We start from the raw sequence: 23,983 nt of genomic DNA, 5'->3' as shown, positions 1-23,983 counted from the left end.
TTATTTATTAATTGAAATTACCCTTAAAATGACACGCTTAATCCGGCACTTACCGTTTTAGCTTTAGGATAAGCTAAGTAATCCACCCCTATAGGAGCGATTCCTGTACCTGAAACATCTGAATTTACCTCAGGATCTAAACCGGAATATTTAGTAAACAACAATAAATTTTGTCCGGTAATAAACAATCTTGCATTAGAAATTGCAGGGAAATTTTTAAGATTGATATCATAACCTAAAGTAATATTATCCAATCTTACAAAAGAACCATCCTCAATCCATCTTGAAGAATATTGTTTAGGCTGGCTTCTTAAAACACCACTTGAAACCGCTTCCTGCAATACATTTCGCCCCGGAAGATTACTTAAGTAACCTAAATTGTTAGCGGTCAAATTATAAACATCATTACCTACAGATCCTCTGAAATTAAATCCTAATGAGAATCTTTTATAATTTAACGAATTGGTGATACCAAATGTAAAATCAGGCTGTGCTGAACCAATTACTTTCATTTCCGAATCGATAATTTCAACACCGTTTTCAATCCCTTTAAATTCTCTTCCGTAAAAAGTTCCCACAGGCAATCCCGGTTGTATCAGCTGAGCATAAATCCCGGCAGTCAACCCTTGTCCTTGTAGTGGCGCTACCTGAATGTTATCTCCTTTGTATAAACTATTCGACAGACTTAAAACTTTATTTCTGTTTCTGGTATAATTGATAGAAGTACTCCATGAAAAATCGGCTTTTTTGATAATATCAGCAGAAATTTCTAACTCGATACCTTTATTTTGTACGCTTCCTACGTTAGCCAATTGTGTGCTAACTGCTGTAGGCGATGGCACCGGAATACGCAATAATAAATCAGTAGTTTTTTTAACATAATAATCGATGCTTCCGCGAATTCTGCCATCTAATATCGTATAATCGATACCTGTATTGAACTGAGCTGTTTGTTCCCATTTTAAATCAGGGTTAGCATATTGTAATGGTAAAACAGTAGTAATTCTTTGTCCTCCAACTATATATCCGGCTGAAGTAGCTCCCAGTCTTGTTATCGAATTCAAATTCCCTATTTCCTGATTTCCTGTCACCCCATAACTGGTTCTTAATTTTAAATCAGAAATTGTTTTTGATTTAAAAAAGTCCATATTAGAAATCCTCCATGCTAAAGACCCCGATGGAAATACTCCCCATTGGTTTCCTGAACCAAAACGGCTTGAGCCATCGCGTCTGATAGTTGCAGTAGCCAAAATGATGTCGTCAAAATTATAATTCAATCTACCATACATCGAAATCAATTTATTACTTCCTTTGAAAGAAGTTACTCCCTGATTTGTACTGGCAGCCTGTAAACTATACCAACGGAACTCATCTGATAAAAATCCTGAAACTGCATTACGAATTCCTTCATTTACAAAATATTGGTATGAATAACCCGCTATAGCATCTACACTATGCTTACCGAATGAATTATTATATCTCAAAACAGTTTCCAATAACTTGCTGTAATCTTCCAGCTTTTGAACACTGGCATATCCTCCCATACCTTCTCCCAGCGGATTTGATTTTTTAACATAAGAGTTTCTGTTTATGGCTTGGTTGGTATAACCTAAATTCACATTGACACTTAAGGGATTAAAAATCTTGTACGTAGTTGATAAATTCCCTAAGAAACGATTATTGGTAACTTCGTCCAAAACATCATTTGAAAAAGAAACCGGATTGATACGATAAGGTGGAACATGATTGTAGTTTCCATTTGCATCATAAATTGGATACGTAGGATTGAAAACATAGGATTCATAGTTGATACTTGTTCCTGCTTCACTACCTACAGTATTGGATACCGGAGAATTATTAGAAAAAGTTTGTCCATAATTCACTCTTAAATCAAATGAAAGTTTATCATCAAGTGCGGAATGATTTACATTGATTCTTGCATTAGCTCTTTCTAATTTTGAACCAACTAAAACCCCTTCCTGATTTCCATATCCTAAGGAAGCTCTGTATGCGGTTTTGTCTGAGCCTCCTGAAAAAGACATATTGTAATCCTGAGTTTTTGCGGTTCTGTAAATTTCATCCTGCCAATTGGTATTTCCTCCTAAATCAGAAAAAGTCAAATTCAAATCGGTATTAATTTTTCTGTATTCATCAGCTGACAACACATCCAGCTTGTTTGAAACTGTCGAAATTCCTCCGGTAACATCTAAACTCACTTTTAAATTGCCTGATTTTCCTTTTTTAGTGGTAATAACAATTACCCCATTAGCTCCTCTTGAACCATAAATAGCAGTTGAAGAAGCATCTTTTAAAACCGTTACCGATTCGATATCATTTGGATTAATCGTCATCAAAGGGTTGGTTGGTTCCTGATCAAAGAAATCAGTACCATTTCCTCTGATGTTAGCCTGACTCACCCCTGCGGAAGTTGAGATTGGCACACCATCGATAACATACAAAGGGTCATTAGTTCCGGTTAACGAAGTTCCACCACGAATAATAACGGTATTAGAACCTCCTGGTTTTCCACTATTCTGAGCAATTACAACACCGGCCATTTTTCCTTGAATAGCCTGTTGTGCACTCAATTGTGGTCCTTTATTAAAATTTTCTGATTTTACAGAAGAAACAGCTCCTGTCAGGTCTTTTTGCTTACTGGAACCATACCCTACAACGACCACCTCTTCCAGTTTAGCCGTTTCAGGTAAAAGTTGGCAATTAACCACTGTTTGATTATTCACCTTAATTTCTTTAGTTCCGTATCCTATAAATGACACCACCAAAACACTCTCAGCTGATGGTACTCTTATTTGATATTTACCGTCAAGATCTGTCTGGGTTGCTATTTGAGTTCCTTTGACAAGAATACTTACTCCCGGAATCGGCTGATTATTCTCATCAGTTACTTTTCCTGAAATTTTAATATCCTGAATTACTATTTCTTTTTCTTCAGCGGGCTTAGTTGCGGTAGTATGTAAACCCTCTTTAATGATGATATTTTTATCGGCTGTTACTTCAAAATTCAAATTTGCCGATTTAAAAATCTGACCTAACAATTTAGAAACTTCAATAGTACCTTTTTTGAGTTGCACTTTTGGCGCATCTTTAAAAAAGTCGTTAGGATAAATAAAACTGTAACTGGTTTGTTTTTGTATAATTTTAAAAATTTCTTTCACCGACACTAATTGATCTTGCTCAATAGCAATTTTTGCCTGCGAAAAAGTGGTTGCAGTGTTGAAACTGAAAACGGTTGTACAGAATAGAATTAAAAATGTTCTCATCATAATCAGTAGTAGCCGTTTTTGAAATTCAAAACGACAATTAATAGAATTAATTTTCATAATTTTGTGGAGTTAGTTAGACAAATGGTTTAATTAATATATGGGAGGGAAGTAGTTAGGCAACCGCAAATTATCTAAACTACTAACCCTCTTTTTTTTATTTCAATAGCAATGTTTTATTTTTAAATTCATATTTTTTTATAATTCCGGAGTTTTTAATCGATCTTAAAATTTCATCAATATTTCTGTCTTTGATTAAAACACCGTTAAACTGCTCTTTTTTAAGAGATTCGTTTTCAAAAACTACTTCGATATCATACCATCTTGATAAGACTTTCATGATTTCGTCCAATGGTTTGTCTTCAAAACTGAAAACTCCGTCTTTCCAGCATATTTCGCTGTAAACATCTACCTTGGCTATCTTGACTTTATTGGTTTTAATATCAAAATTAGCTCGTTGATTTGGGATTAGTTTTTGCTTTACATTAGCAAATTGCATTTCGACTTTTCCTTCGACTAGAGTGGTAGCGATATTCGAATCGTCTTTGTAGGCTTTGATATTGAATTCGGTTCCTATAACGTGAATCTGCTGTTTCTTTTGATAGACTGTAAAACCGGCACCTTTATGAGCTGTACTTGGAGACACGTCAAAGTAAGCCTCTCCGTAAACCAATTCTACACTTCGGGTTTTTCCTTCTGTAAAGTTGACCGGAAACTTCAGTTTGGTTTCTGAGTTCAACCAAACTTTGGTACCATCAGCAAGCGTAATGGCAAACTGCCCACCACGTGGAATAGTCAAATAATGATAAGCCACTTTGTTTGATGACGAATTGGATTTATTATACAATAACTCTTTCCCTGTGCTGTTTACGCTCTTATTAGTATAGGTTTTCCCTTTTTCCAGAACAACAGTACTTCCATCTTCTAAAGTTAACATGGCTTTATCGGTACCTATTTCAATTTTATTAGGAACAACTTTAGCAATAGCATCCTGATTTTGTTGTTTAAAAACAGCTGTTAATGTTATCAACAATGCCGCCGATGCCGCTACAGCATATTTAAAGAAAGGCTTTTTGTAAAACGGAATTACTTTAACTCCTTCATTTTTGTAAAAATCCAGTTCTAATCGGATTTTTTGATGAATTCTTTCCTGTACATCTTCTTTTGACCCCAGGTGTTCAGGCCAGTTTTTAATTTCCTGATTATTCAAAAAGAAATACAACAGTTTATCTAACTCACTTTTGGTTATGGAACCATCGATAAGTTTAGCAACTAAGTCTGAAAAATTGTGTTGGGGATTTAAACTCATTTGTTCGTTTTTTGAATGCTTATATAACTAAGTCTCCAAAAAAACGTTTCACACCTGCTCTATTAGTAAAAATTTTTACTTTTTTTTACACATCTGTTTTTTTTACTTCAAAAAAAATATGATAAACTCAATACTCACAGCTACTCCAAGCGATTCCTTCAAAATCTTCAAAGCTTTAGAAATATGTCCCTCAACGGTACGTTGTGAAATATTTAACTGCTCCGCAATCTCTTTATTAGACAACATATTCTCCCTGCTCAGCTTATAGACTTCTTTGCATTTATCAGGCAAAGAATCAACAATGGTATCTAAATAACTAATTAATTCCTGATGCATTAACTTGGTTTCGGGATTTGAAGTTTCAATTTTATTTTCAAAATTATCAAACAACTCATCCTTTGCCATTTTTTTATTTTTATTAAAATGGTCATACACCTTATAAACCGTACTGGTGTATAAATAACTTTTCAAAGAAACTTTTATCTGTATCTTATCCCTTCTTTGCCATAGCGAAATAAAAACCTCCTGAACGATGTCTTCACACACCGATCGATCCTTAACAAGATTATAGGCCGCCAAAAACATAATTTCCCAATATTCCTTATAGATAATTGTCAAAGCCCCTTCTTCATTGTTCTGAAGACGCTCAACAAGTTCCACATCGGTATATTTATTTGCAAATGACATTGTATAATACATTTTAATGTTGTTGCGTCAAATCTAAAAATAAATAATTGATTTTCGAATATCTTAAAAAATTAACATAAAATTTTATTAAACAAAGAAAACAATCCTTACAAAGATTGAAATTATATGGTTTTAAAAATCATTAAATCTGTATTTTATTCCAATAAACAAATAAAAGACATCACTAATTCATTATAATCCAAAATAAAATTCTATTTTCGTAAACGATTACGAAAAAATGAAAACAAAAATCACTATTAGCGATATTGCGAAAGAATTAGGAATTGCTCCTGCCACAGTTTCCCGTGCTCTGAGCAATCATCCTGAAATAAGTGCCGCTACCAAGAAAAAAGTCAAAGCAGTTGCCGAACGCATGGATTACAGACCCAACAAATTGGCTTCTTCGCTGCGTTCCGGAAAAACAAAACTGATAGGCGTTTTAATCCCCACAGCCGAACATTTATTCTTTGGATCTGTGATTCACGGTATTTCAAATCTGGCCAGTCAGCAGGATTACGATGTACTTATTTACCAATCGAATGAGTCGGAAGAATTTGAAAAAAAAGGTATAGAAACTTTTATTAACGCGAGAGTTGACGGGATTTTAGTATCCATTTCGAAAAACACTACTGATTATTCCCATTTCGAATGGGTCAAAGAAAAAAACATTCCCATTGCTTTTTTTGACCGTACTAATGATAATCTGGGAATCTCATCCGTTAGTACTGACGATTATCTGGGCGCTTTTATGGCTACCGAATCCTTGATAAAATCAGGATACAAAAGGATTGCACACATTTCCGGACCTCAACACAGTAAAGCATTTGCAGAAAGAGTCCGAGGTTATCAGGCCGCTTTACACCAATACAACATCCCTTTCGATAATAATTTAATTCACAATGGAGACATCAGTATTGAAGCCGGAAGAAAAGGCGTCCAACACTTTTTAAATCTAGAAAACAAACCCGACGCTGTCTTTGCCGTTGAAGATTTCACAGCACTTGGCGCCCTGAAAGAATTAAAAGAAAGAGAAATTCAAGTTCCTAACGAGTTTGGTGTAATTGGTTTTTGTAATGATTTATTTGGCGAACACATTACGCCTTCACTCTCTACAGTCGATCAAAAAACAGTCCAAATGGGCGAAGAAGCCTTCAACCTTATTTATGAATTGATTTCGAAAAAAGGAGAAAAAACAAACAGCCAAAAACGAGTTTTGACTCCAACATTAATACTAAGAGAATCTTCAAAAAAGAATTAAAAAAAATTTAATTATTCACCGTAAACGATTACGTAAACTTATAAAAAATGACATATCAACCAGCAGCTAACCGATACGAAAACATGGAATACCGCCGATGCGGCAACTCAGGATTGAAACTTTCGGCTTTTTCATTGGGACTTTGGCACAACTTCGGACTGAACAGCGATTTTGAAAACAGCCGAAACCTAATAAAAACCGCTTTCGATAACGGAATCACTCATTTTGATTTGGCTAACAATTATGGTCCGCCTCCGGGTTCGGCAGAAGAATGTATGGGAAAAATTTTAAAAATGGATTTCAAAAACCACCGAGATGAAATGATAATTTCGTCAAAAGCCGGTTATACCATGTGGGACGGTCCTTATGGCGATTGGGGTTCGAAAAAATATTTAGTTTCCAGTTTAGACCAGAGTTTAAAAAGAATGGATTTAGAATATGTAGATATCTTTTACCATCACAGACCTGATCCGGAAACACCTTTAGAAGAAACCATGGCTGCATTGAATTTAATCGTGCAACAAGGAAAAGCTTTGTATGTAGGGATTTCGAACTACCGCCCAGTCGAAGCGGAAAAAGCTTTTCAATTATTAAAAGAAATGGGAACTCCCTGCTTAATTCACCAGCCTAAATATTCGATGTTTGAGCGTTGGGTTGAAGACGGACTTTTTGATTTACTAGGAAAAGAAAAAGTAGGCTGCATTCCGTTTTCGCCTTTGGCACAAGGACTATTAACTGATAAATATTTAAACGGAATCCCGGCTGATTCGAGAGTTGCCACCAGCGGGCAATTCTTAAAAGAAGAACATATTACTACCGAAAGACTTGAAAAAATCATCGCACTCAACGACATTGCTAAAGAACGTGGTCAAAAATTAGCGCAAATGGCTCTAGCCTGGATTTTACGTGATGAGCGAATTACTTCAGTATTGATTGGCTCCAGCAAACCGGCACAAATTATAGATTCTATTAAGGCTTTGGAAAACACTGCTTTCAGCGCAGCCGAATTAGACAAAATCAATTCCATTTTAAAATAGCATGACTGTCCGCTAAGCGGACTAAATAAAAAAATAGCACACAGATTACACCGATTGAACAGATAAAAACGGATTTTTCATAAATTACATTTATGATAATCTGCTAAAATCAGCTTAATCTGCGTGCCATTTTCAATAATTAACATGAGGAACGGATAGTCACAATAAAAAATAAACCCACCGAAATGAAAAAACATAAAAATATAAAAACCTACAGTCTTTTATTCTTTTTAGCATTTACAACTACAGTTTTTGCTCAAGTGCGAAAAACAATCAACTTTGACGCCAACTGGCAATTTATAAAAGGAGAAATTGCTGGAGCTGAAAAATTAGATTTCAATGATAAAAGCTGGAGAACACTGGATGTTCCACACGATTGGAGCATCGAAGGTCCTTATGACCGTGAAAACCCTACAGCCCGTGGTGGCGGTTATTTGCCTGCCGGAATTGGCTGGTACCGCAAAACATTTCAATTAGACGAAGCCGATTCAAAAAAATTATTTTCTATCGAATTTGATGGCGTGATGGCCAACAGCGAGGTTTGGATTAACGGCAAACATTTAGGCAAACGGCCTTACGGCTACATCAGTTTTGTATATGATTTAACTCCGTATTTGAACTTTGGAAAAGGAAAAAACAACGTAATTGCAGTTCGTGCAGACAATACAATCCAACCCGCTTCACGCTATTATACCGGAGCAGGAATCTATCGCCATGTACGATTAGTTGCTGTAAACAAAACCCATTTTAAACATTGGGGAACACAAATTACGACACCTAATCCTACTGCAAAAAAAGCGGTAATAAATATAAAAACGGAAATAGAAAACGGAGTTGCCGGAACTTATAAATTACAGATTGACATTATTGATAACAGCGGAAAAGTCGTGAAATCTATAGAAAGTCAGGAAAATATTGTCGCCGGAAAAAACAACGAATTATCAAAAGAGATTGAAATCATCAATCCTAAATTATGGAATATTGAAGCACCCAATTTATATACTGTAACTACCAAATTGTATTCCGGAAAAACGCTTATCGATAATGAGACGACAACTATTGGAATCAGAAATGCCGAATTTAGAGCCGAAACCGGTTTTTGGTTGAACAACAAAAATTACAAAATAAAAGGTGTTTGTCTGCATCACGATGGTGGCGCTGTGGGAGCTGCCGTTCCGCTTGGCGTTTGGAAAGAACGTTTGAAAAAACTAAAAGAAGTGGGCGTAAACGGAATTCGTACTTCTCATAATCCTGTAGCACCTGAATTTTTGGATTTGTGTGATCAAATGGGATTTGTGGTTATGGATGAAACTTTCGATACCTGGACGGCTGCCAAACACAATGGTGAAAAAGGATACAATCTAAACTTTAAGGATTGGTGGGAACAGGACACGAAAGATATGATTTTGAGAGACCGAAATCATCCTTCGATTGTGATTTACAGCATTGGAAATGAAATCCATGATAATTTAAGTTATCCTGAAGGCTACAAAACGTATAAAATGCAGGAAGATGTAGTTAAAAAATATGATAATACCAGACCTGTAACAATGGCGCTTTTCAGACCGGCAAATTCTAAAGTATATCTTAGCGGTTTTGCAGCACAAATGGACGTTGTAGGGCAAAATTACCGTGAAAACGAACTGATAGCTGCTCACGAAGCAAATCCGACATGGAAAGTTATTGGTACTGAAAACACACATGTATTGAACCAATGGTTAGCCTTAAGAGACAAACCATACATGGCTGGACAATTTTTATGGACCGGTTACGATTATTTAGGCGAAGCCGATTGGCCGGAAACCACTAACAATCAAGGATTATTTGACAGAGCCGGAAACTGGAAACAACAATCTTTGCAAAGAGACAGCTGGTGGTCTGAAGAACCGGTTGTTCATATTGTTCGAAAATCAGATAATGCAGGAGCTGGATTTTGGGTTGCCGACTGGACGCCAAATGATTTCGATACGTATGACAATGCCAAAATAAATGTATATAGTAACTGCGACGAAGTAGAACTTTTTCTGAATGATAAATCATTAGGTTCTTTGAAAAAACCTGCCGATGATTCGCCAAGAGAATGGAATGTTACTTTTGAAGAAGGCACTATCAAAGCCATTGGAAAAAACAACGGAAAAATTGTGGCTCAGGAAGAACATACCTCAGCAGGAAAACCGGCAAAAATTATCCTGACCAAAAGCAATGCTACGGTTGCTAACAACTGGGATGATGTGACTTTTATTACCGCAACTATTGTGGACGAAAAAGGAATCCGATGCGCGAATGCTGATAATCTAATCAAATTCTCTATTACGGATTCCGGTAAAATTGTTGCTGTGGACAACGGAAATATTATTGACCACGAAGGCTACCAAGGTCCTGCAACCAGAGCGTATCAGGGTAGCGCCATTGCAATTATTAAAGCAGCTAAAGACAACGGCACAATTACAATTAAAGCGGATGTTGAAGGTCTGACACCAGGTTCAATTCCTGTTGAAATTGTTGCTGAGAAGAAATAATTACTTTTTAAAACTAATAACAAAACAAGCTATCCTTAAAAAAGATAGCTTGTTTTGCTTATAAGAAATGTTTCTGATTTAGTTTCGGATGATGCTAATTAATGTTGTTCTTGTTTTTAAAGAGTCTTTTGAGAGCTGGGGTTGCTCATAACGTTTTGCAGCTACCCAAAAAACAAAATTATACCACAAAACTTGATTTGAAAAACTAATGTTTGATTAACCACAAAACTGTCTGCGGAGCACGAAACCCCGCCTTTTGGGTAGGTGCTGTTATGTGCCGTTTTTCTTTCGGTCGTGTAATTGTCAGTCCAAAACATAGCCTGTTGATTTACTAATAAAATGATTTTTAGTTTCATCCCTGTTGTCAAGTAGTCGCCAATGTTCGTTGTCCGCCTTTGATGCGATTACAGGAAAAACAGTCAAAACTACATTACTGTCAAAACATATTTGAAGTCCGCCAAAATTGTCTGCAAATGCTGATTTTACTAAGTGTTTAGTTTCTGATATAAACCTGTCAAGTTTTACGTCCCTTAAATTTGCGTTGAACTCTTCCCAATTAAAATTTTCGTCATAGTCCGCTGTTTCGTCTGCTTGTTCATATAAGTCGTTACTGCCAACAATTATTTCGTTGTCATTTGTCAAACGCCAAGGACATTGAAGGTGTAATCCAAATTCTCCAGAATTCCAAGTCTCACCTTCTCTGTCTTTGAGATATAAAGTCCCAAATTTTAAACACTCCATATTTGAAGCTCTGGTCGTCCTTGTCAAGGGAAGTCCAACTAAGTCTTGTAATATTTTGTTGATTTTCTCTGTCACTTTGTTGTCGTTGTCTTAAAATGGCACATAACGTTTCGGGGCTTTGCGAAGTTGGGGTTTAAAATGCACTTCGTTTCAGCCTAGCACTAATGTACATAAAAATTCCGAATGTTTTAATTTAGCACTTCAGCCCCAATTTCGCAAAACCCCTGTTATAGCCAGTTTTTATTTCCATACTTTCCACCAAGGTTTTTTAATCAATGATTCTCTTTCATTTTTTAGGTCAATGGTTATTGTTCCACTTTCTTCAACTTCCCAAATTGTTGCTGTCTCAATGTTAATTGAATTTAAGTTTAAAAAACTCTCTGTTTGCTGAGAAATGAATTCTGTGTCCGCAGTATTTGGTGAATTACCCAGCCTTGGCAAAGAAATAATTGCAACGTCCTTGTTTTCTATTCGCCTTATTCTGTCAATAAGCGTTTCAAGATTTTCTTTGGAGTAAGTCGTTGTTATGTCTTTCGCAATATTCAAGTTTTCGTCAAACATAAAATAGTCTGTGACAAGAATTGAGAAAAATTCATTATCTCTTTTATCGTAATAGAATATCTCCGAAAATCGGTCGGTTGGTTGTTGAAGTCCAGTTGTTAGCCAATTATATATTTGTTCCTGCCTGGTCATTTCTTCTATTCGTAAATTTTCGCTCCTTTAAAAATATCGGCAAATGTTGACCAGTCTGGTTTGTCAGCGTTTACATTTAGTTTCATATTGTCGTAATAACCTTGAACGTCTTCTGTGTATGCACTTAACGCTTCTAAAAAGTCAGGCAAAGTTTTATTTTCCCAACTTTCAGGATTATCCAAAAAGTTCTTGCGTAATAAGTCAAGAAACTTAATGAAGCTTTGTCTGTCCTTTACTTTAAAGTCGTTAAGTGTGTCGTTCATAAAATTGGCTATAACGTTCTCGCGCTACAAGCAGTTTGGGACTAAATTAAGCCCATTCTTCGGATTTGCCAAATCTTCCAAATAGACAACCAATTTCAAATTAAGCCTAAAACCCAAATTGCTTGTAGCGTGTGTTATGTGCCGTTTTTATTTTAGTTGTTGGATGACTTTTTTCTCAAATGATTTAGATAATATTTCTTCGTCATCATTCCAATGTGTTAAAGTCTTTTCATCTTTTGGGCATTTATGATGAAAGCCTAAAACTTTGATTTTTGATTTCGTATTATCGCCACTAATTACAAGTTTTGCGTCATATCCTTCAAAACAAAAATCTTCGAAAATAAATAAGGCCACTGTGTCTTTCACAAACTTATCAATAGGTGGCTTTTTTGCATCAATTGTGTCCCAATAATATTTATGAATTTTGTATTTTCCAGTTGAGTCTAAAATGTAATTTTCTTTTTCTTTCTCATATTGGTTAGAAATAGTTTTCAGGTAATAAATTTTTGTTTTAAGAGTATCAATAGGAAAGTCAAAAGTATATTCGTTTTTATATTCTATTTCTGAATCATAGCTAGTAGCTATAAAAGAAAAACAGGTTAAAATAACAATAAATGTTGGATTAATAGTTATGAAATTTTTATTGTCTTTTTGATGATATGAGTAGGAAAATGGTAAAATTAGTAATGCTAATAAATCAGTCAAATCAACAACTCTATTCAGGTTAATTATAGAATATTGATTTATAATTTCAATTAAAGGTTCACTGTAAACTGTTTTCCAATAAATGAATAAAATAGCAGATGCAAAGTATATTTTATCTTTCAATTTTGGAAATAGAATTGTCCAAAATAAGGGAAAAATAAATAATCCAGCAAAGTCAGATAATTTTCCAGTTAGCCAATTTCCGTAAAGACTTTTTAAATAAAAATCATTTAGAAGTAAAATGACCAAGCTTAAAATAAATCCTATTGATGTAAATTCCCTTTGTTTCATTTTTTATTTCCGATTCTGCTGTTAAATGGCACATAACTAGTATATACTCGCTACAAAGTAGCGACAATCTACCCTATTTTGGGTGTATAGTCGCTACTTTATAGCGCATTATTTCACAAATATAGAATAATATTTTTATTACAAATAAACAAGAAAGATATTTAATTTATTCAAATACTTTTCATATATATTCAAAACTCTTTTCTTTTTCACAAAAGCCTCGGGGCAACAGCGCAATTTTTATTATTTGCCTTTGATGAAAAGATAATGCGTAAAAAAAGGTTGTTTGAAAACTAATTTTCAAACAACCTCTAATGCTGTTACAATTTGTACTCTAAATTACAAGCTAAAACGATACCAAAACAGATACCGGCTTATTGCCATCCGCCTCCCAGAGCTTTGTAGAGATGGATTGCTGACTGATGCTGTAATTTTCGGGTAGTAATCAATTCTATTTTGGATTCTAAAGCCGTACGCTGACTCATTAAAACCTCTAAATAGCTGGCTCTTCCTGATTTAAAAAGATCATTTGCAATAGCGGTACTTTGTGTATAAGTAGCCACTTCTTTTTCTTTTAATTCATAGAATTGCTTTAAATTATTCAGATTCGACAATTCATTTGCTACCTCGAAATAGCCTGACAAAATGATTCTCTGATAATTAAGCAGGGCTTCTGTTTGATTCGCTTTGGCCGTATTGAACTGCGCTTTGATGGCATTTCGGTTTAGCAAAGGAGCGCTTAATCCTCCCAAAATACTATAAGCAAACGATTCGGGTGCCTGAAACAGGAGAGCTGTCTTGAAAGCCTGATAACCTACACTTCCGGTTATTGTAAACGATGGATAAAAAGCAGCTTTAGCCGATTTTACATCACATTTTGAAGCAAACAATTCCAACTCAGCCTGACGAATATCAGGTCTGTTTTTAAGGAGTTGCGATGGAATCCCCACGCTTATAAGTTGGCTGTCGAGAGTATTAAATTTTGTTTTGTCCCGCAAAACGGTTTTGGAAAACTGACCACTCAAGAAATTTAATTTGTTTTCAGCAACGGTAATTTTCTGCAAAATTTCAAATTCAAGCGCTTTTGAATTGGAAACCTGACCTTCAAATTGTTTCACAGCCAATTCGTTCAAAACAGCTGCTTGTTTTTTAATTTTAATAATGGCTAAGGCCGCTTGTTGTAATAAAATGGTTTCTCTGATAATATCCAATTCGTTATCCAAAGCCAATAACTCAAAATAAGTAGCGGCAACTTCAGCAATCAGCGCAGTTTGTATGGCATTTTTTGCCTCTATACTAGAGCTGTAACGAGCCAAAGCAGCCTTTTTCTTAGAACGGAGTTTGCCCCAAACATCAACTTCCCAGCTGGCGTTGAATCCTACCAGATAATCCGGTAAGTGTTCCGGCACTCTTTGTCCGGGCAGCATGTCTGTTGTAGCGTTTCCGGCACCGTCCATGGTGTACAACCCAAATTTGCGTTGGGCAGCACCAATACCTGCATTCAAACTTGGCAATTGTGCGCCTTTGTTAAAACGTACGGTGTTTCGAGCGATTTCAATTTTTTGCATTGCGGCTAATAAATCGTAGTTATTAGCCAAGGTGGTTTCTATTAATTGCTTCAGATAAGCATCTTTGTAAAACACATCCCATTTGGTTGCAGCGACATTGATTGTATCTTTTGAGGCTGTATAGAATTCCGGCAGCGGCTTGATGGCCTCCGTTGGAGGAATTACTGCGGTTTTACATCCCAGCGCAAAAAGTACAAGAGCGACACATCCTGTTATTATTTTTATTCGTGACATCATTATAAGGAATCAATTTCTTCGGTTAATGGATTTTCTTCTTCTCCTTCAATAAGGATATTTTTCTCGGAAATAGTGGCAAATATGAAATACAAGCCCGGAATAATCAGTACTCCGAAAACGGTTCCGAAAAACATTCCTCCGGCTGCGGCTGTTCCGATAGTTCTGTTTCCAATGGCACCGGCTCCAGAGGCCAGCATCAACGGAATTAATCCGGCAACAAAAGCAAATGAAGTCATCAAAATAGGACGTAAACGCGCTGTTGCCCCTTCAATAGCAGCCCGCAACGGAGGAAGTCCTTCTTTGTGACGCAATACTGCAAATTCGATAATTAATACGGCATTTTTACCTAATAACCCAATGAGCATTACCATTGCTACCTGAGCGTAAATATTATTCTCTAATCCCAAAGCAGCCAATAGAAAAAAGGCTCCTAAGATTCCTGTAGGCAAGGATAAAATCACCGGTAATGGCAACAGAAAACTCTCGTATTGCGCTGCCAATAAAAAGTAAATAAACAACAAACAAATTAAGAAAATGTATATCGCTTCGTTACCTGAATTGGCCTGTTCACGTGAGGATCCTCCCCAATCATATCCATAACCTTTAGGCAGTTTTTCAGCTGCAATGGTTTTTATAGCTTCAATTGCCTGACCACTACTGTAACCTTCTTTCGGCTCTCCATTTAACATAGCCGAAGTGTACATGTTGTAACGGGTAATTTGCTCCGGTCCGTAAACTTTTTCGATAGATAAAAACGAAGACATTGCCACCATTTCACCTTCGGAGTTTTTGGCATACAATTTCAAAATATCTTCGGGTTTAGCCCGGTATTCCGGTGATGACTGCACCATCACTTTGTACATCTGATTGAATCGGATAAAGTTGGTGGCATAATCACTTCCCAAATAAGTCTGTAAAGTGCTTAAGACTTCGTTGATGTTGACTCCTTTTTGGGCAGCTTTGGTATTGTCAATATTGACCAAATACTGCGGAAAACTGGCATCAAAAGAGGAAAAAGTATTCTTAATAGCCTCATTTTTATTTAATTCAGCAGCAAAATTCTGAGCTACCTCTTCGAGTTTTTTCAAATCCCCTTTTCCGGTTTTATCTAAAATTCGGAGTTCAAATCCACTGGAATTTCCGTATCCGGGCACAGGAGGTGGCGTGAAAAACTCAATTTTAGCATCCTTAATATGATTGGTTTTTTCTTTTAATTCCTGAATAATATCCTGGTCGGTAGCATTTTTACGGTCGTTCCAGCTTTTCAAACTGATTAAATTCATTCCGTAAGAAGCACCTGTTCCATCTGTCAGGAAATTATATCCTGCCAGAGTTGAAACCGAAGCAACTCCTTCGTTTTTCATAGCCACTTCCTGAATTGCATCAACAATTGCTTCCGAACGCTCAAGGGTAGCTCCGGACGGAGTTGTGATACTCGCATAAATGGTCCCCTGGTCTTCATTTGGAATAAATCCGGTAGGCAATAATTTCCCTAAGCCCATAGTTGCAACACAGAAAATCAGTAAGCTCACAATAGTTACTACACGACGGTTAACTATTAATCCTAATAATTTTCGGTAACGATCTGATATCTTATTGTATTGCTTGTTAAACGAATCAATAAAACGATTGATCCAGTTGTCTTTTTTAGCTTGTCCGTGCGTATTTTTCAACATCATTGCGCACAAAGCAGGCGTAAGAGTCAAAGCACTAATCCCTGAAAGTACAATGGCAATAGCCATAGTGACAGAGAACTGACGGTAGAAAACTCCCGCAGGACCGGGAAGAAAAGCAACCGGAATAAATACCGCAGCCATCACTAAGGTAATCGCTATAATGGCTCCTCCTATTTCGTGCATTGCACTTTCAGTAGCCTCTTTAGCCTCAAGGTGTTCTTCTTCCATTTTGGCATGAACCGCTTCCACTACAACAATGGCATTATCTACCACAATACCGATAGCAAGCACCAAGGCAAACAGAGTAATCAGGTTAATGGAAAACCCGAACAACTGCATAAAGAAAAAAGTCCCGATAAGCGATACCGGAACGGCAATAGCAGGAATAAGTGTCGAACGAAAATCTCCTAAGAAGATAAAAACCACTAAAGCCACTAATAAAAACGCTTCCACCAAAGTATGCAATACTCCTTCTACCGATGCGTTCAGGAAATTCGAAACATCATAGCTGTAAGTGTATGAAATTCCAGCCGGAAAAGAGGTTTTTAATTCCTCCATCTTGCTTTTGATATTTTCAATTACATCGCTGGCATTACTTCCCGGACGTTGTTTTAACACAATTGCTGCAGATGGCTTACCATTTTCTTTAGAAAGAACGTCGTAGTCCAGTGAGCCAAATTCTACTTCAGCAATATCTTTTAAACGCAATAATTCGCCCTGAAAATCTCTTTTAATAATTACGTTCTCATACTGCTCTTTGGTATTGTATTTCCCTGTATATTTCACTACATATTGCAGTGATTGTTCTATTTTACCCGAACTTTCTCCCACTTTTCCGGGAGCAGCCTCAATGTTTTGCTGTTTTAAACTTTGCACTACTTCTTCGGTAGAAATATTATAAGAAGCCATTTTAACAGGATTCAGCCACACACGCATAGCGTATTCGCGTTGTCCCATAATATCAGCAAATCCAACTCCTTCAATACGTTTCAGCTCAGGAAGGATATTAATATCGGCAAAGTTGTACAGGAATTTTTCGTCTAATTTGGTATCCGAACTCAAAATGTTGAGGTACAACAACATACTGTTTTGTACTTTTTCAACAATAACTCCCGATTTAATTACCTCTTCGGGTAGTTCGTCCAAAACTGAGGAAACTCTGTTCTGTACGTTTACAGCGGCAATTTCCGGATCAGTACCGGCATTAAAAATGATATTGATAACACTGGTTCCGTCATTTCCGGAAACCGACGACATATAAGCCATTCCGGGAACTCCATTTACAGCTCGTTCCAAAGTGGTTACCACAGCTTTCACGCAGGCTTCAGCATTAGCACCAGTATATTTGGTAGTTACAGTAACCTCGGGTGGTGCAATATCAGGAAATTGGGTCATAGGCAATTGCGTCAATGACAATGCCCCCAAAAGTACTATCATCAGCGATATAACTATCGACAGTACGGGTCTGTGTATGAATTTTGTAAACATAAATTGATTTGTTTTTTGTTTGAATTACGCCTTATTGTAATTTAGAAATCAATTGATGCATCGCTACAAGCTGTGGCTTTATTTTATCCCCTTCTTTTAGATTTTGAATTCCTTCGTAAATGATGTTATCAAATGCGGAAAGTCCCGAAGCAATTACATATAAGTGTGGAATTCGTTGTCTTATTTCGACATTTCGGGCATGTACGGTATTATTTTTATCAACTACGTAAACGTATTGTTTGTCCTGAATTTCGAAAGTAGCTTTTTGAGGAATAATCAAAGCTTTATTCAGGGTATTGGTCAATTGGATTTTTCCACTTGATCCATGTTTTAGTAATAATTCCGGATTCGGGAATTTGGCTCTAAAAGCAATATTTCCGGTATTGGGGTCAAATTCCCCCTCGATAGTTTCTATGATACCTTTGTACTTATGCGGTTTATTATCTGCCAAAAGTAAGGTAATACCATTACGGTCTTTGTTAGTATTTTGTGCTTTAAATTGCAGGTATTCTTTTTCAGATACGTTGAAATACGCATAAACCGAACGGTTATTGGAAATCGTAGTCAGCAAAGTTCCTTCGTTAATCAAACTTCCTGTTTTAAATGGAATACGGTTGATAATTCCATCAAAAGGTGCTTTGATTTTTGTCAGCGACAAATGAATAGCGGCACTTGCTTCGTTAGCACGATGTTCATCAATACGTGCCAAAGCAGCGGCATAGACAGCCTGAGCTTTTTCCAATTCCGTTTTAGAAACGACATTATTCACCGCTAAAGTTTTTACATTCTGCAAATCCAATTCGGCGTTTTTAGCTTCTGCCAAAGCACTTTTCACCATAGCTTTGGCTTTAAGAAATTCCTTTTGAAGACCTTGGCTATTGATGCTGAACAACAATTGTCCTGCCTTAACCGGTTTTCCCTCGTCTATGTGAATTTTTTCGATATAACCATTGATTTTACTACGAATTTCAACATTTTGCAACGATTGAATTTCAGCAACATATTCATTGGTGTAGGTAGTATCTACTACTATCGGTTTTGTTGTTGGATATTTTTCTAAAGCAATTTTTTCTGCTTTTTTTGAGTCACAAGCAATTGTAGAGCCTAAAAGTACAGATAGGCCAAAAACTAAAACAATTTTGTTCATTTTTAGGATTATTTAATAAAATTTAAAAGTAGTTCAAAGCAAAGCTGTTTGCGTATTCTGTGTTTTTAGAATAGCAAATCAGTAGAAGGACTTATAAAAATTATTAAACTTTAGGAGGTGGAGGTACAATATCAGAATGAAATTGCATATGGTAAGTTTCCTCGTAATTAATGGGCACTCGTCTTGGAAAACACAAATGAAAAACATTTAAGAAAATAATATTTTTTACCATCAAAAGATTAGTAACCTCTTCAATATCCGGATTTGATATCAGATTATTTTCTGTAGAAGATTTTTCAGGAAGTCCCTTTCGGGTTGGTTCTGAGGTATTTTTAATACTAAATGCAATCGTTTTTTCGATTTCTGAAAATGACACAAAAGAATCCATTTTTCCTGTAGTATTTGCTATGATGCAAGTACTAAAGAAAAGAAATGGCAGAATTAGCCAAATCAAAATGGAATTAATATGTATTTGTGGCTCTTTCATTTTTGGATTGCAAATATATAGTAATACAAAGTGATAAACTTTGATTTAAGAAAACTTTAAGGTCTTTTTACAACAACGCAAAGTGGATCAGGAGACTTCAAAGCACACTGCTAACTGGGGCTGTTCCTGTACAAAACTCTCAAAATACAGAATACCATATTGACTTTTGGCATAATACAAACACACCGATTATTATCCGTGTAACTGCTTGTTAGTTTATCATTTCGTTAGTTTAGCGAATGACTTTATTTTTCTTCAAAGCTTCGCCAATCATCAAGGCACATTTTTCACCATCAATTGCTGCCGAAATAATTCCGCCTGCATAACCGGCGCCTTCTCCGCAAGGATACAAACCTTTAATTTGCAAATGCTCTAATGTTATTCCGTCTCTCGGAATTCGCACTGGTGATGAAGTTCTGGACTCAGGCGCATGAAGTACCGCCTCATTGGTCAGATAGCCTTTCATAGATTTCCCAAAAGCAGTAAATCCTTCACGTAATATTTGGGTCAAAAAACCAGGGAAAACCTGCCCTAATTCAACCGAAGTTGTTCCGGGCACATAAGAAGTCTTAGGAATATCTTTCGAAATTTTAGATTGCGTAAAATCAATCATTTTTTGAGCCGGTACTTTTTGAGTCTGACCTGCCAAATGCCAGGCTTTTTGTTCGATGCTCTTTTGAAATTCCATTCCGGCCAAAGCGCCAAATTTTGCAAAAGGCTTAAAATCTTCTAATTTTAACTCTACTACAATTCCAGAATTGGCGGTAGCCTGATCTCTTTTAGAAGGCGACCAGCCATTTGTAACCACTTCGCCCGGACTCGTTGCACAAGGAGCAATCACACCGCCGGGACACATACAAAACGAATACATTCCTCTTCCTCCTACTTGTTTTACAATGCTATAAGGAGCAGGTGGCAACAATTCACCACGGTAATCACAGCTGTATTGAATACTGTCAATTAACGATTGCGGATGTTCGGCACGAACACCTAAAGCAAAAGGCTTTGCTTCAATTACTATTTTTTTTCTGTCTAATAATTCGAAAATATCTCTGGCAGAATGTCCGGTAGCTAAAATTAATTTGTTAGCTAAAATAGTATCGCCTTTATGAGTTACAATTCCTTCAATCTCATTATTTTTAACTAAAATATCAGTTACTCGGGTTTCAAATAAAACCTGACCGCCACATTCTTTTATTTTCTCACGAATATCTTCGATGATTTTAGGCAATTTATTCGTTCCAATGTGTGGATGTGCATCTACTAAAATATCGGGAGTAGCCCCAAAAGCCACCAATAATTCTAAAATTCGATTGACATCACCTCTTTTCTTAGAACGGGTATATAATTTCCCATCCGAATACGTTCCTGCTCCGCCTTCACCAAAACAATAATTAGAATCTTCATCAACTACATGATCACGGTTGATCGCTTTTAAATCCCTACGGCGACCACGAACATCTTTTCCGCGTTCGATAAGAATTGGCTTCAGACCTAATTCTATCAATTGCAAAGCAGCAAAAAGCCCGGCAGGACCAGCTCCCACCACAATTACTTCCTGTGCATTGGTCACATTGGGATAATCCGGAAGTTGTAAAATATTCTCCTGATACGATTCGCCATTTAGATAAATAAGAACCTTCAGATTGATTTTTATCGCTTTTTGGCGCGCATCAATGGAACGTTTTAAAATAGCAATATGCTGAATTTCATTTGGAGCAACTTTTATCTGTTTAGATAAATAGTCTTTAAGCAACAATTCGTTGGCAGCTATTTCCGGAGTTACCTGAAGTAAAAGTTCTTTTGGCATGGTATCTTATTTATTCTAATTAGCTTTCTTTTTATGAAAGAAGTTGCAAAAATACTATTTTGAAATAACTTTATGTAATTAACCGCAAAGTGCGCTAAGTTTTTTAAGATCTGGTTGTATAAAAACACAAAGTGAAATTAAATTTTAGCGTACTTTGCGGTTAATTATGTAGCAACTTTTTTCTTCTTCGTAAAACAGACTTTGTAACTTTGCACCTTAGAACCTAAACATCTTTAGAAAAAATGTCCAGAAAAATAAAAATGATTTGGGATTTTCGTGGTCCTGCAGCAGCTAAAACAGCCGAACATCACGAAATTCATTTGAAAGAATATATCGCTATTGAAAAATTGTCGTTAAACATCACCGGATTTGAAATTCAGGGCGAAATGCAGGCTATCGCATTTATGGTTGTTACCGATGAAAATATGATTCAGGTCAGAGATGCATTAAAGCCACATCGAGCTGTACTTTATTAGTCTGCAGTATTCAGAAAGCAGAAGGCAGAAATAAAAAAAGATTTCAGATTAAATCGTTTACAATATAATCTGAAATCTTAATTCTGAAATCTGCATTCTAAAATCTAGTTTGCTACTTCACTAATAAATTTAATACGCATTAAACGCAATTCGTCAATATCATACTCGCCTTCAAATTCTTTTAAAGCTTCTTCTATTTTATCGGTTTTGGATTCCATAAAATAGTCGTGGATTTCTTCCTGCTGATCTTCATCCAGCATATCATCAATCCAATATTGAATATTTAATTTGGTTCCGGCATACACAATTTGCTCCATTTCTTTAATCAAAGCATCCATTGTTAATCCTTTTGCCTTGGCAATATCATCTAAAGACAATTTTCTGTCAATATTCTGAATGATATACAATTTATTAGCCGAATTTGTTCCGGTAGATTTCACTACCAAATCATCAGGTCTGATAATGTCATTATCTTCAACATACCTGCTAATTAATGCTACAAACTCAGCTCCGTATTTCTTAGCCTTTCCTTCTCCTACCCCGTGAATATTAATTAATTCAGCCTGAGAAATAGGATATTTCAAAGCCATATCTTCCAGTGAAGGTTCCTGAAAAACCACAAAAGGAGGCACACCTAATTTTTTCGCAACTTTTTTACGTAAATCACGTAACATTTCCATCAAAACCTCATCAGCTGTTCCTGCTGATTTTGCAGCAGTTACAATCGCTTCATCTTCAGCATCGCTGTACTCATGATCTTCTGACATCATAAACGAAGTAGGATTTGCAATAAAATCCAATCCTTTTTGAGTGATTTTAACAATTCCGTAGGTCTCAATATCTTTGGATAAAAAGCCTTCTACCAAAACCTGTCTCAGCAATGCCATCCAGTATTTTTCATCATGGGCAACACCGCAACCAAAAAACGACTGCGAATCGGTTCTATGCGCTTTTATTACTGCATTGACACGACCTATTAAAGTAAAAACAATTTCTTTGGACTTGTATAAATGCTTCGTATCTCTAACTACTTCCAGTAATTTCACCACTTCGTTTTTAGCCTCAACTTTCGTCTTCGGATTCCTAACGTTGTCGTCCATATCGGCTCCTTCTCCGGTTTCGCTGTCGAATTCCTCACCAAAATAATGCAGTAAAAATTTACGTCTGGACATTGAAGTTTCGGCATAAGCAACCACTTCCTGCAACAAAGCAAAACCTATTTCCTGTTCAGCTACCGGTTTGCCTGACATGAATTTTTCTAATTTCTCAACATCTTTATAAGAGTAATAAGCCAAACAATGTCCTTCACCTCCATCGCGACCTGCACGACCGGTTTCCTGATAATAACTCTCTAATGATTTAGGAATATCGTGATGAATTACAAAACGAACGTCTGGTTTATCAATTCCCATTCCAAATGCAATTGTAGCAACCACCACTTCTACATCTTCCATCAAAAACATATCCTGATGTTTGGCACGGGTTTTCGCATCTAATCCTGCGTGATAAGGAACAGCACTAATACCATTAACCTTTAACACCTCGGCAATTGCCTCTACTTTTTTTCGACTCAAACAGTAGATTACACCTGATTTTCCTTTATGTTGTTTGATAAACCTAATAATATCCGATTCGACATTTTTAGTTTTGGTACGTACTTCGTAATACAAATTCGGTCTGTTAAACGAAGCCTTAAAGGTAACTGCATTAGACATTTCTAAATTTTTCAGAATGTCTTCCTGCACCTTTGGAGTGGCCGTAGCAGTAAGCCCTATTACAGGCACATCACCCAGTTGTTTGATAATATTCTTTAAATTTCTGTATTCCGGTCTAAAATCATGCCCCCATTCTGAGATGCAATGCGCTTCATCGATGGCTACAAAAGAAATGGGTACACTTTTCAAAAAGGCAACATTCTCTTCTTTTGTTAAAGATTCCGGAGCGACATATAATAATTTGGTTAATCCTGAAGTAATGTCTTTTTTAACCTGAGCGGTTTCTGTTTTAGTAAGCGAAGAATTTAACACATGGGCGATACCGTTTTCTGAAGACAAACTCCTTATAGCATCAACCTGATTTTTCATTAAAGCAATTAATGGAGAAACTACTACCGCAGTCCCTTCCTGTATTAAAGCAGGCAGCTGGTAACACAACGATTTTCCTCCACCTGTAGGCATTATCACAAATGTATTTTGCTTATTCATTAAGCTTGTAATCACCTGCTCTTGTAATCCCTTAAATTGACTAAAGCCAAAATATTTCTTTAATTCTTTATGGATATCAATTTCGTTTGAATTCATTCTTTATTAT

The 23,983-nt window shown here is 36.3% G+C and carries 17 protein-coding genes; 4 read left to right on the top strand and 13 right to left on the bottom strand.

What is annotated here, in order from left to right; genetic code table 11:
* Nucleotides 1-23: 23 nt before the first annotated feature.
* The 3 genes from IEV84_RS14675 to IEV84_RS14665 form a co-directional block, all read right to left on the bottom strand.
* Complete coding sequence (locus tag IEV84_RS14675) at nt 24-3,341, bottom strand: SusC/RagA family TonB-linked outer membrane protein (protein ID WP_229732703.1); 3,318 nt, start codon at nt 3,339-3,341, stop codon at nt 24-26.
* A 97-nt stretch (nt 3,342-3,438) separates the two neighbouring features.
* Entirely contained in the window at nt 3,439-4,590 is a 1,152-nt protein-coding gene (locus tag IEV84_RS14670) for a FecR family protein (protein ID WP_188495251.1), read from the bottom strand.
* Between the two features lie 102 nt (nt 4,591-4,692).
* Nucleotides 4,693-5,277 carry an RNA polymerase sigma factor gene (locus tag IEV84_RS14665; protein WP_188495250.1) on the bottom strand — a complete coding sequence of 195 codons (585 nt, stop codon included), beginning with the start codon at nt 5,275-5,277 and terminating at the stop codon, nt 4,693-4,695.
* 238 nt (nt 5,278-5,515) lie between these two features.
* Between IEV84_RS14665 and IEV84_RS14660 the strand changes: the two genes are divergently transcribed.
* The 3 genes from IEV84_RS14660 (at nt 5,516) to IEV84_RS14650 (ending at nt 10,091) form a co-directional block, all read left to right on the top strand.
* Nucleotides 5,516-6,535 (top strand): LacI family DNA-binding transcriptional regulator, encoded by a 1,020-nt coding sequence (locus IEV84_RS14660; RefSeq protein ID WP_188495249.1) that lies wholly within the window; start codon nt 5,516-5,518, stop codon nt 6,533-6,535.
* 47 nt (nt 6,536-6,582) lie between these two features.
* Nucleotides 6,583-7,572, top strand: a complete 990-nt coding sequence (gene mgrA / locus IEV84_RS14655; RefSeq protein WP_188495248.1) for an L-glyceraldehyde 3-phosphate reductase — start codon at nt 6,583-6,585, stop codon at nt 7,570-7,572.
* A 185-nt stretch (nt 7,573-7,757) separates the two neighbouring features.
* A complete protein-coding gene (locus tag IEV84_RS14650; RefSeq protein WP_229732702.1) occupies nt 7,758-10,091 on the top strand; it encodes a glycoside hydrolase family 2 TIM barrel-domain containing protein in 2,334 nt (777 codons plus the stop codon).
* Between the two features lie 303 nt (nt 10,092-10,394).
* Here the strand turns inward: IEV84_RS14650 and IEV84_RS14645 are convergent, their stop codons facing one another.
* The 9 genes from IEV84_RS14645 to IEV84_RS14605 all read right to left on the bottom strand — a co-directional run bounded on the left by IEV84_RS14645 (nt 10,395) and on the right by IEV84_RS14605 (nt 21,197).
* The gene (locus IEV84_RS14645; RefSeq protein ID WP_188495242.1) at nt 10,395-10,832 is read right to left on the bottom strand and encodes a hypothetical protein; all 438 of its coding nucleotides are present in this window, start codon (nt 10,830-10,832) and stop codon (nt 10,395-10,397) included.
* A 240-nt stretch (nt 10,833-11,072) separates the two neighbouring features.
* A complete protein-coding gene (locus IEV84_RS14640; RefSeq protein WP_188495240.1) occupies nt 11,073-11,525 on the bottom strand; it encodes a hypothetical protein in 453 nt (150 codons plus the stop codon).
* Between the two features lie 5 nt (nt 11,526-11,530).
* Nucleotides 11,531-11,788, bottom strand: a complete 258-nt coding sequence (locus tag IEV84_RS14635; RefSeq protein WP_188495238.1) for a DUF7660 family protein — start codon at nt 11,786-11,788, stop codon at nt 11,531-11,533.
* Between the two features lie 147 nt (nt 11,789-11,935).
* The gene (locus tag IEV84_RS14630; protein WP_188495236.1) at nt 11,936-12,784 is read right to left on the bottom strand and encodes a hypothetical protein; all 849 of its coding nucleotides are present in this window, start codon (nt 12,782-12,784) and stop codon (nt 11,936-11,938) included.
* 374 nt (nt 12,785-13,158) lie between these two features.
* A complete protein-coding gene (locus IEV84_RS14625; protein WP_188495234.1) occupies nt 13,159-14,589 on the bottom strand; it encodes a TolC family protein in 1,431 nt (476 codons plus the stop codon).
* Nucleotides 14,589-17,753, bottom strand: a complete 3,165-nt coding sequence (locus IEV84_RS14620) for an efflux RND transporter permease subunit (RefSeq protein ID WP_188495232.1) — start codon at nt 17,751-17,753, stop codon at nt 14,589-14,591. The genes IEV84_RS14625 and IEV84_RS14620 overlap by 1 nt, the downstream gene beginning before the upstream one ends.
* Nucleotides 17,754-17,784: 31 nt before the next feature.
* Nucleotides 17,785-18,900 (bottom strand): efflux RND transporter periplasmic adaptor subunit, encoded by a 1,116-nt coding sequence (locus IEV84_RS14615; RefSeq protein WP_188495224.1) that lies wholly within the window; start codon nt 18,898-18,900, stop codon nt 17,785-17,787.
* Nucleotides 18,901-19,003: 103 nt separating this feature from the next.
* Nucleotides 19,004-19,387: a hypothetical protein gene (locus IEV84_RS14610; RefSeq protein WP_188495222.1), complete on the bottom strand. Its 384-nt coding sequence runs from the start codon at nt 19,385-19,387 to the stop codon at nt 19,004-19,006.
* A 232-nt stretch (nt 19,388-19,619) separates the two neighbouring features.
* Nucleotides 19,620-21,197, bottom strand: a complete 1,578-nt coding sequence (locus IEV84_RS14605) for an NAD(P)/FAD-dependent oxidoreductase (RefSeq protein ID WP_188495220.1) — start codon at nt 21,195-21,197, stop codon at nt 19,620-19,622.
* Nucleotides 21,198-21,439: 242 nt separating this feature from the next.
* On the opposite strand from IEV84_RS14605, the gene IEV84_RS14600 reads away from it, so the two are divergent.
* Nucleotides 21,440-21,673: a hypothetical protein gene (locus tag IEV84_RS14600; protein WP_188495218.1), complete on the top strand. Its 234-nt coding sequence runs from the start codon at nt 21,440-21,442 to the stop codon at nt 21,671-21,673.
* Nucleotides 21,674-21,777: 104 nt separating this feature from the next.
* Here the strand turns inward: IEV84_RS14600 and IEV84_RS14595 are convergent, their stop codons facing one another.
* A complete protein-coding gene (locus IEV84_RS14595; RefSeq protein ID WP_188495216.1) occupies nt 21,778-23,973 on the bottom strand; it encodes an ATP-dependent DNA helicase RecQ in 2,196 nt (731 codons plus the stop codon).
* Nucleotides 23,974-23,983 lie beyond the last annotated feature (10 nt).

This window comes from Flavobacterium palustre (assembly GCF_014639535.1).
Taxonomy (GTDB): Bacteria; Bacteroidota; Bacteroidia; order Flavobacteriales; family Flavobacteriaceae; genus Flavobacterium; species Flavobacterium palustre.
Note: the sequence above shows the minus strand (reverse complement) of the source record. Positions and strands in the feature narration are given on the sequence as shown.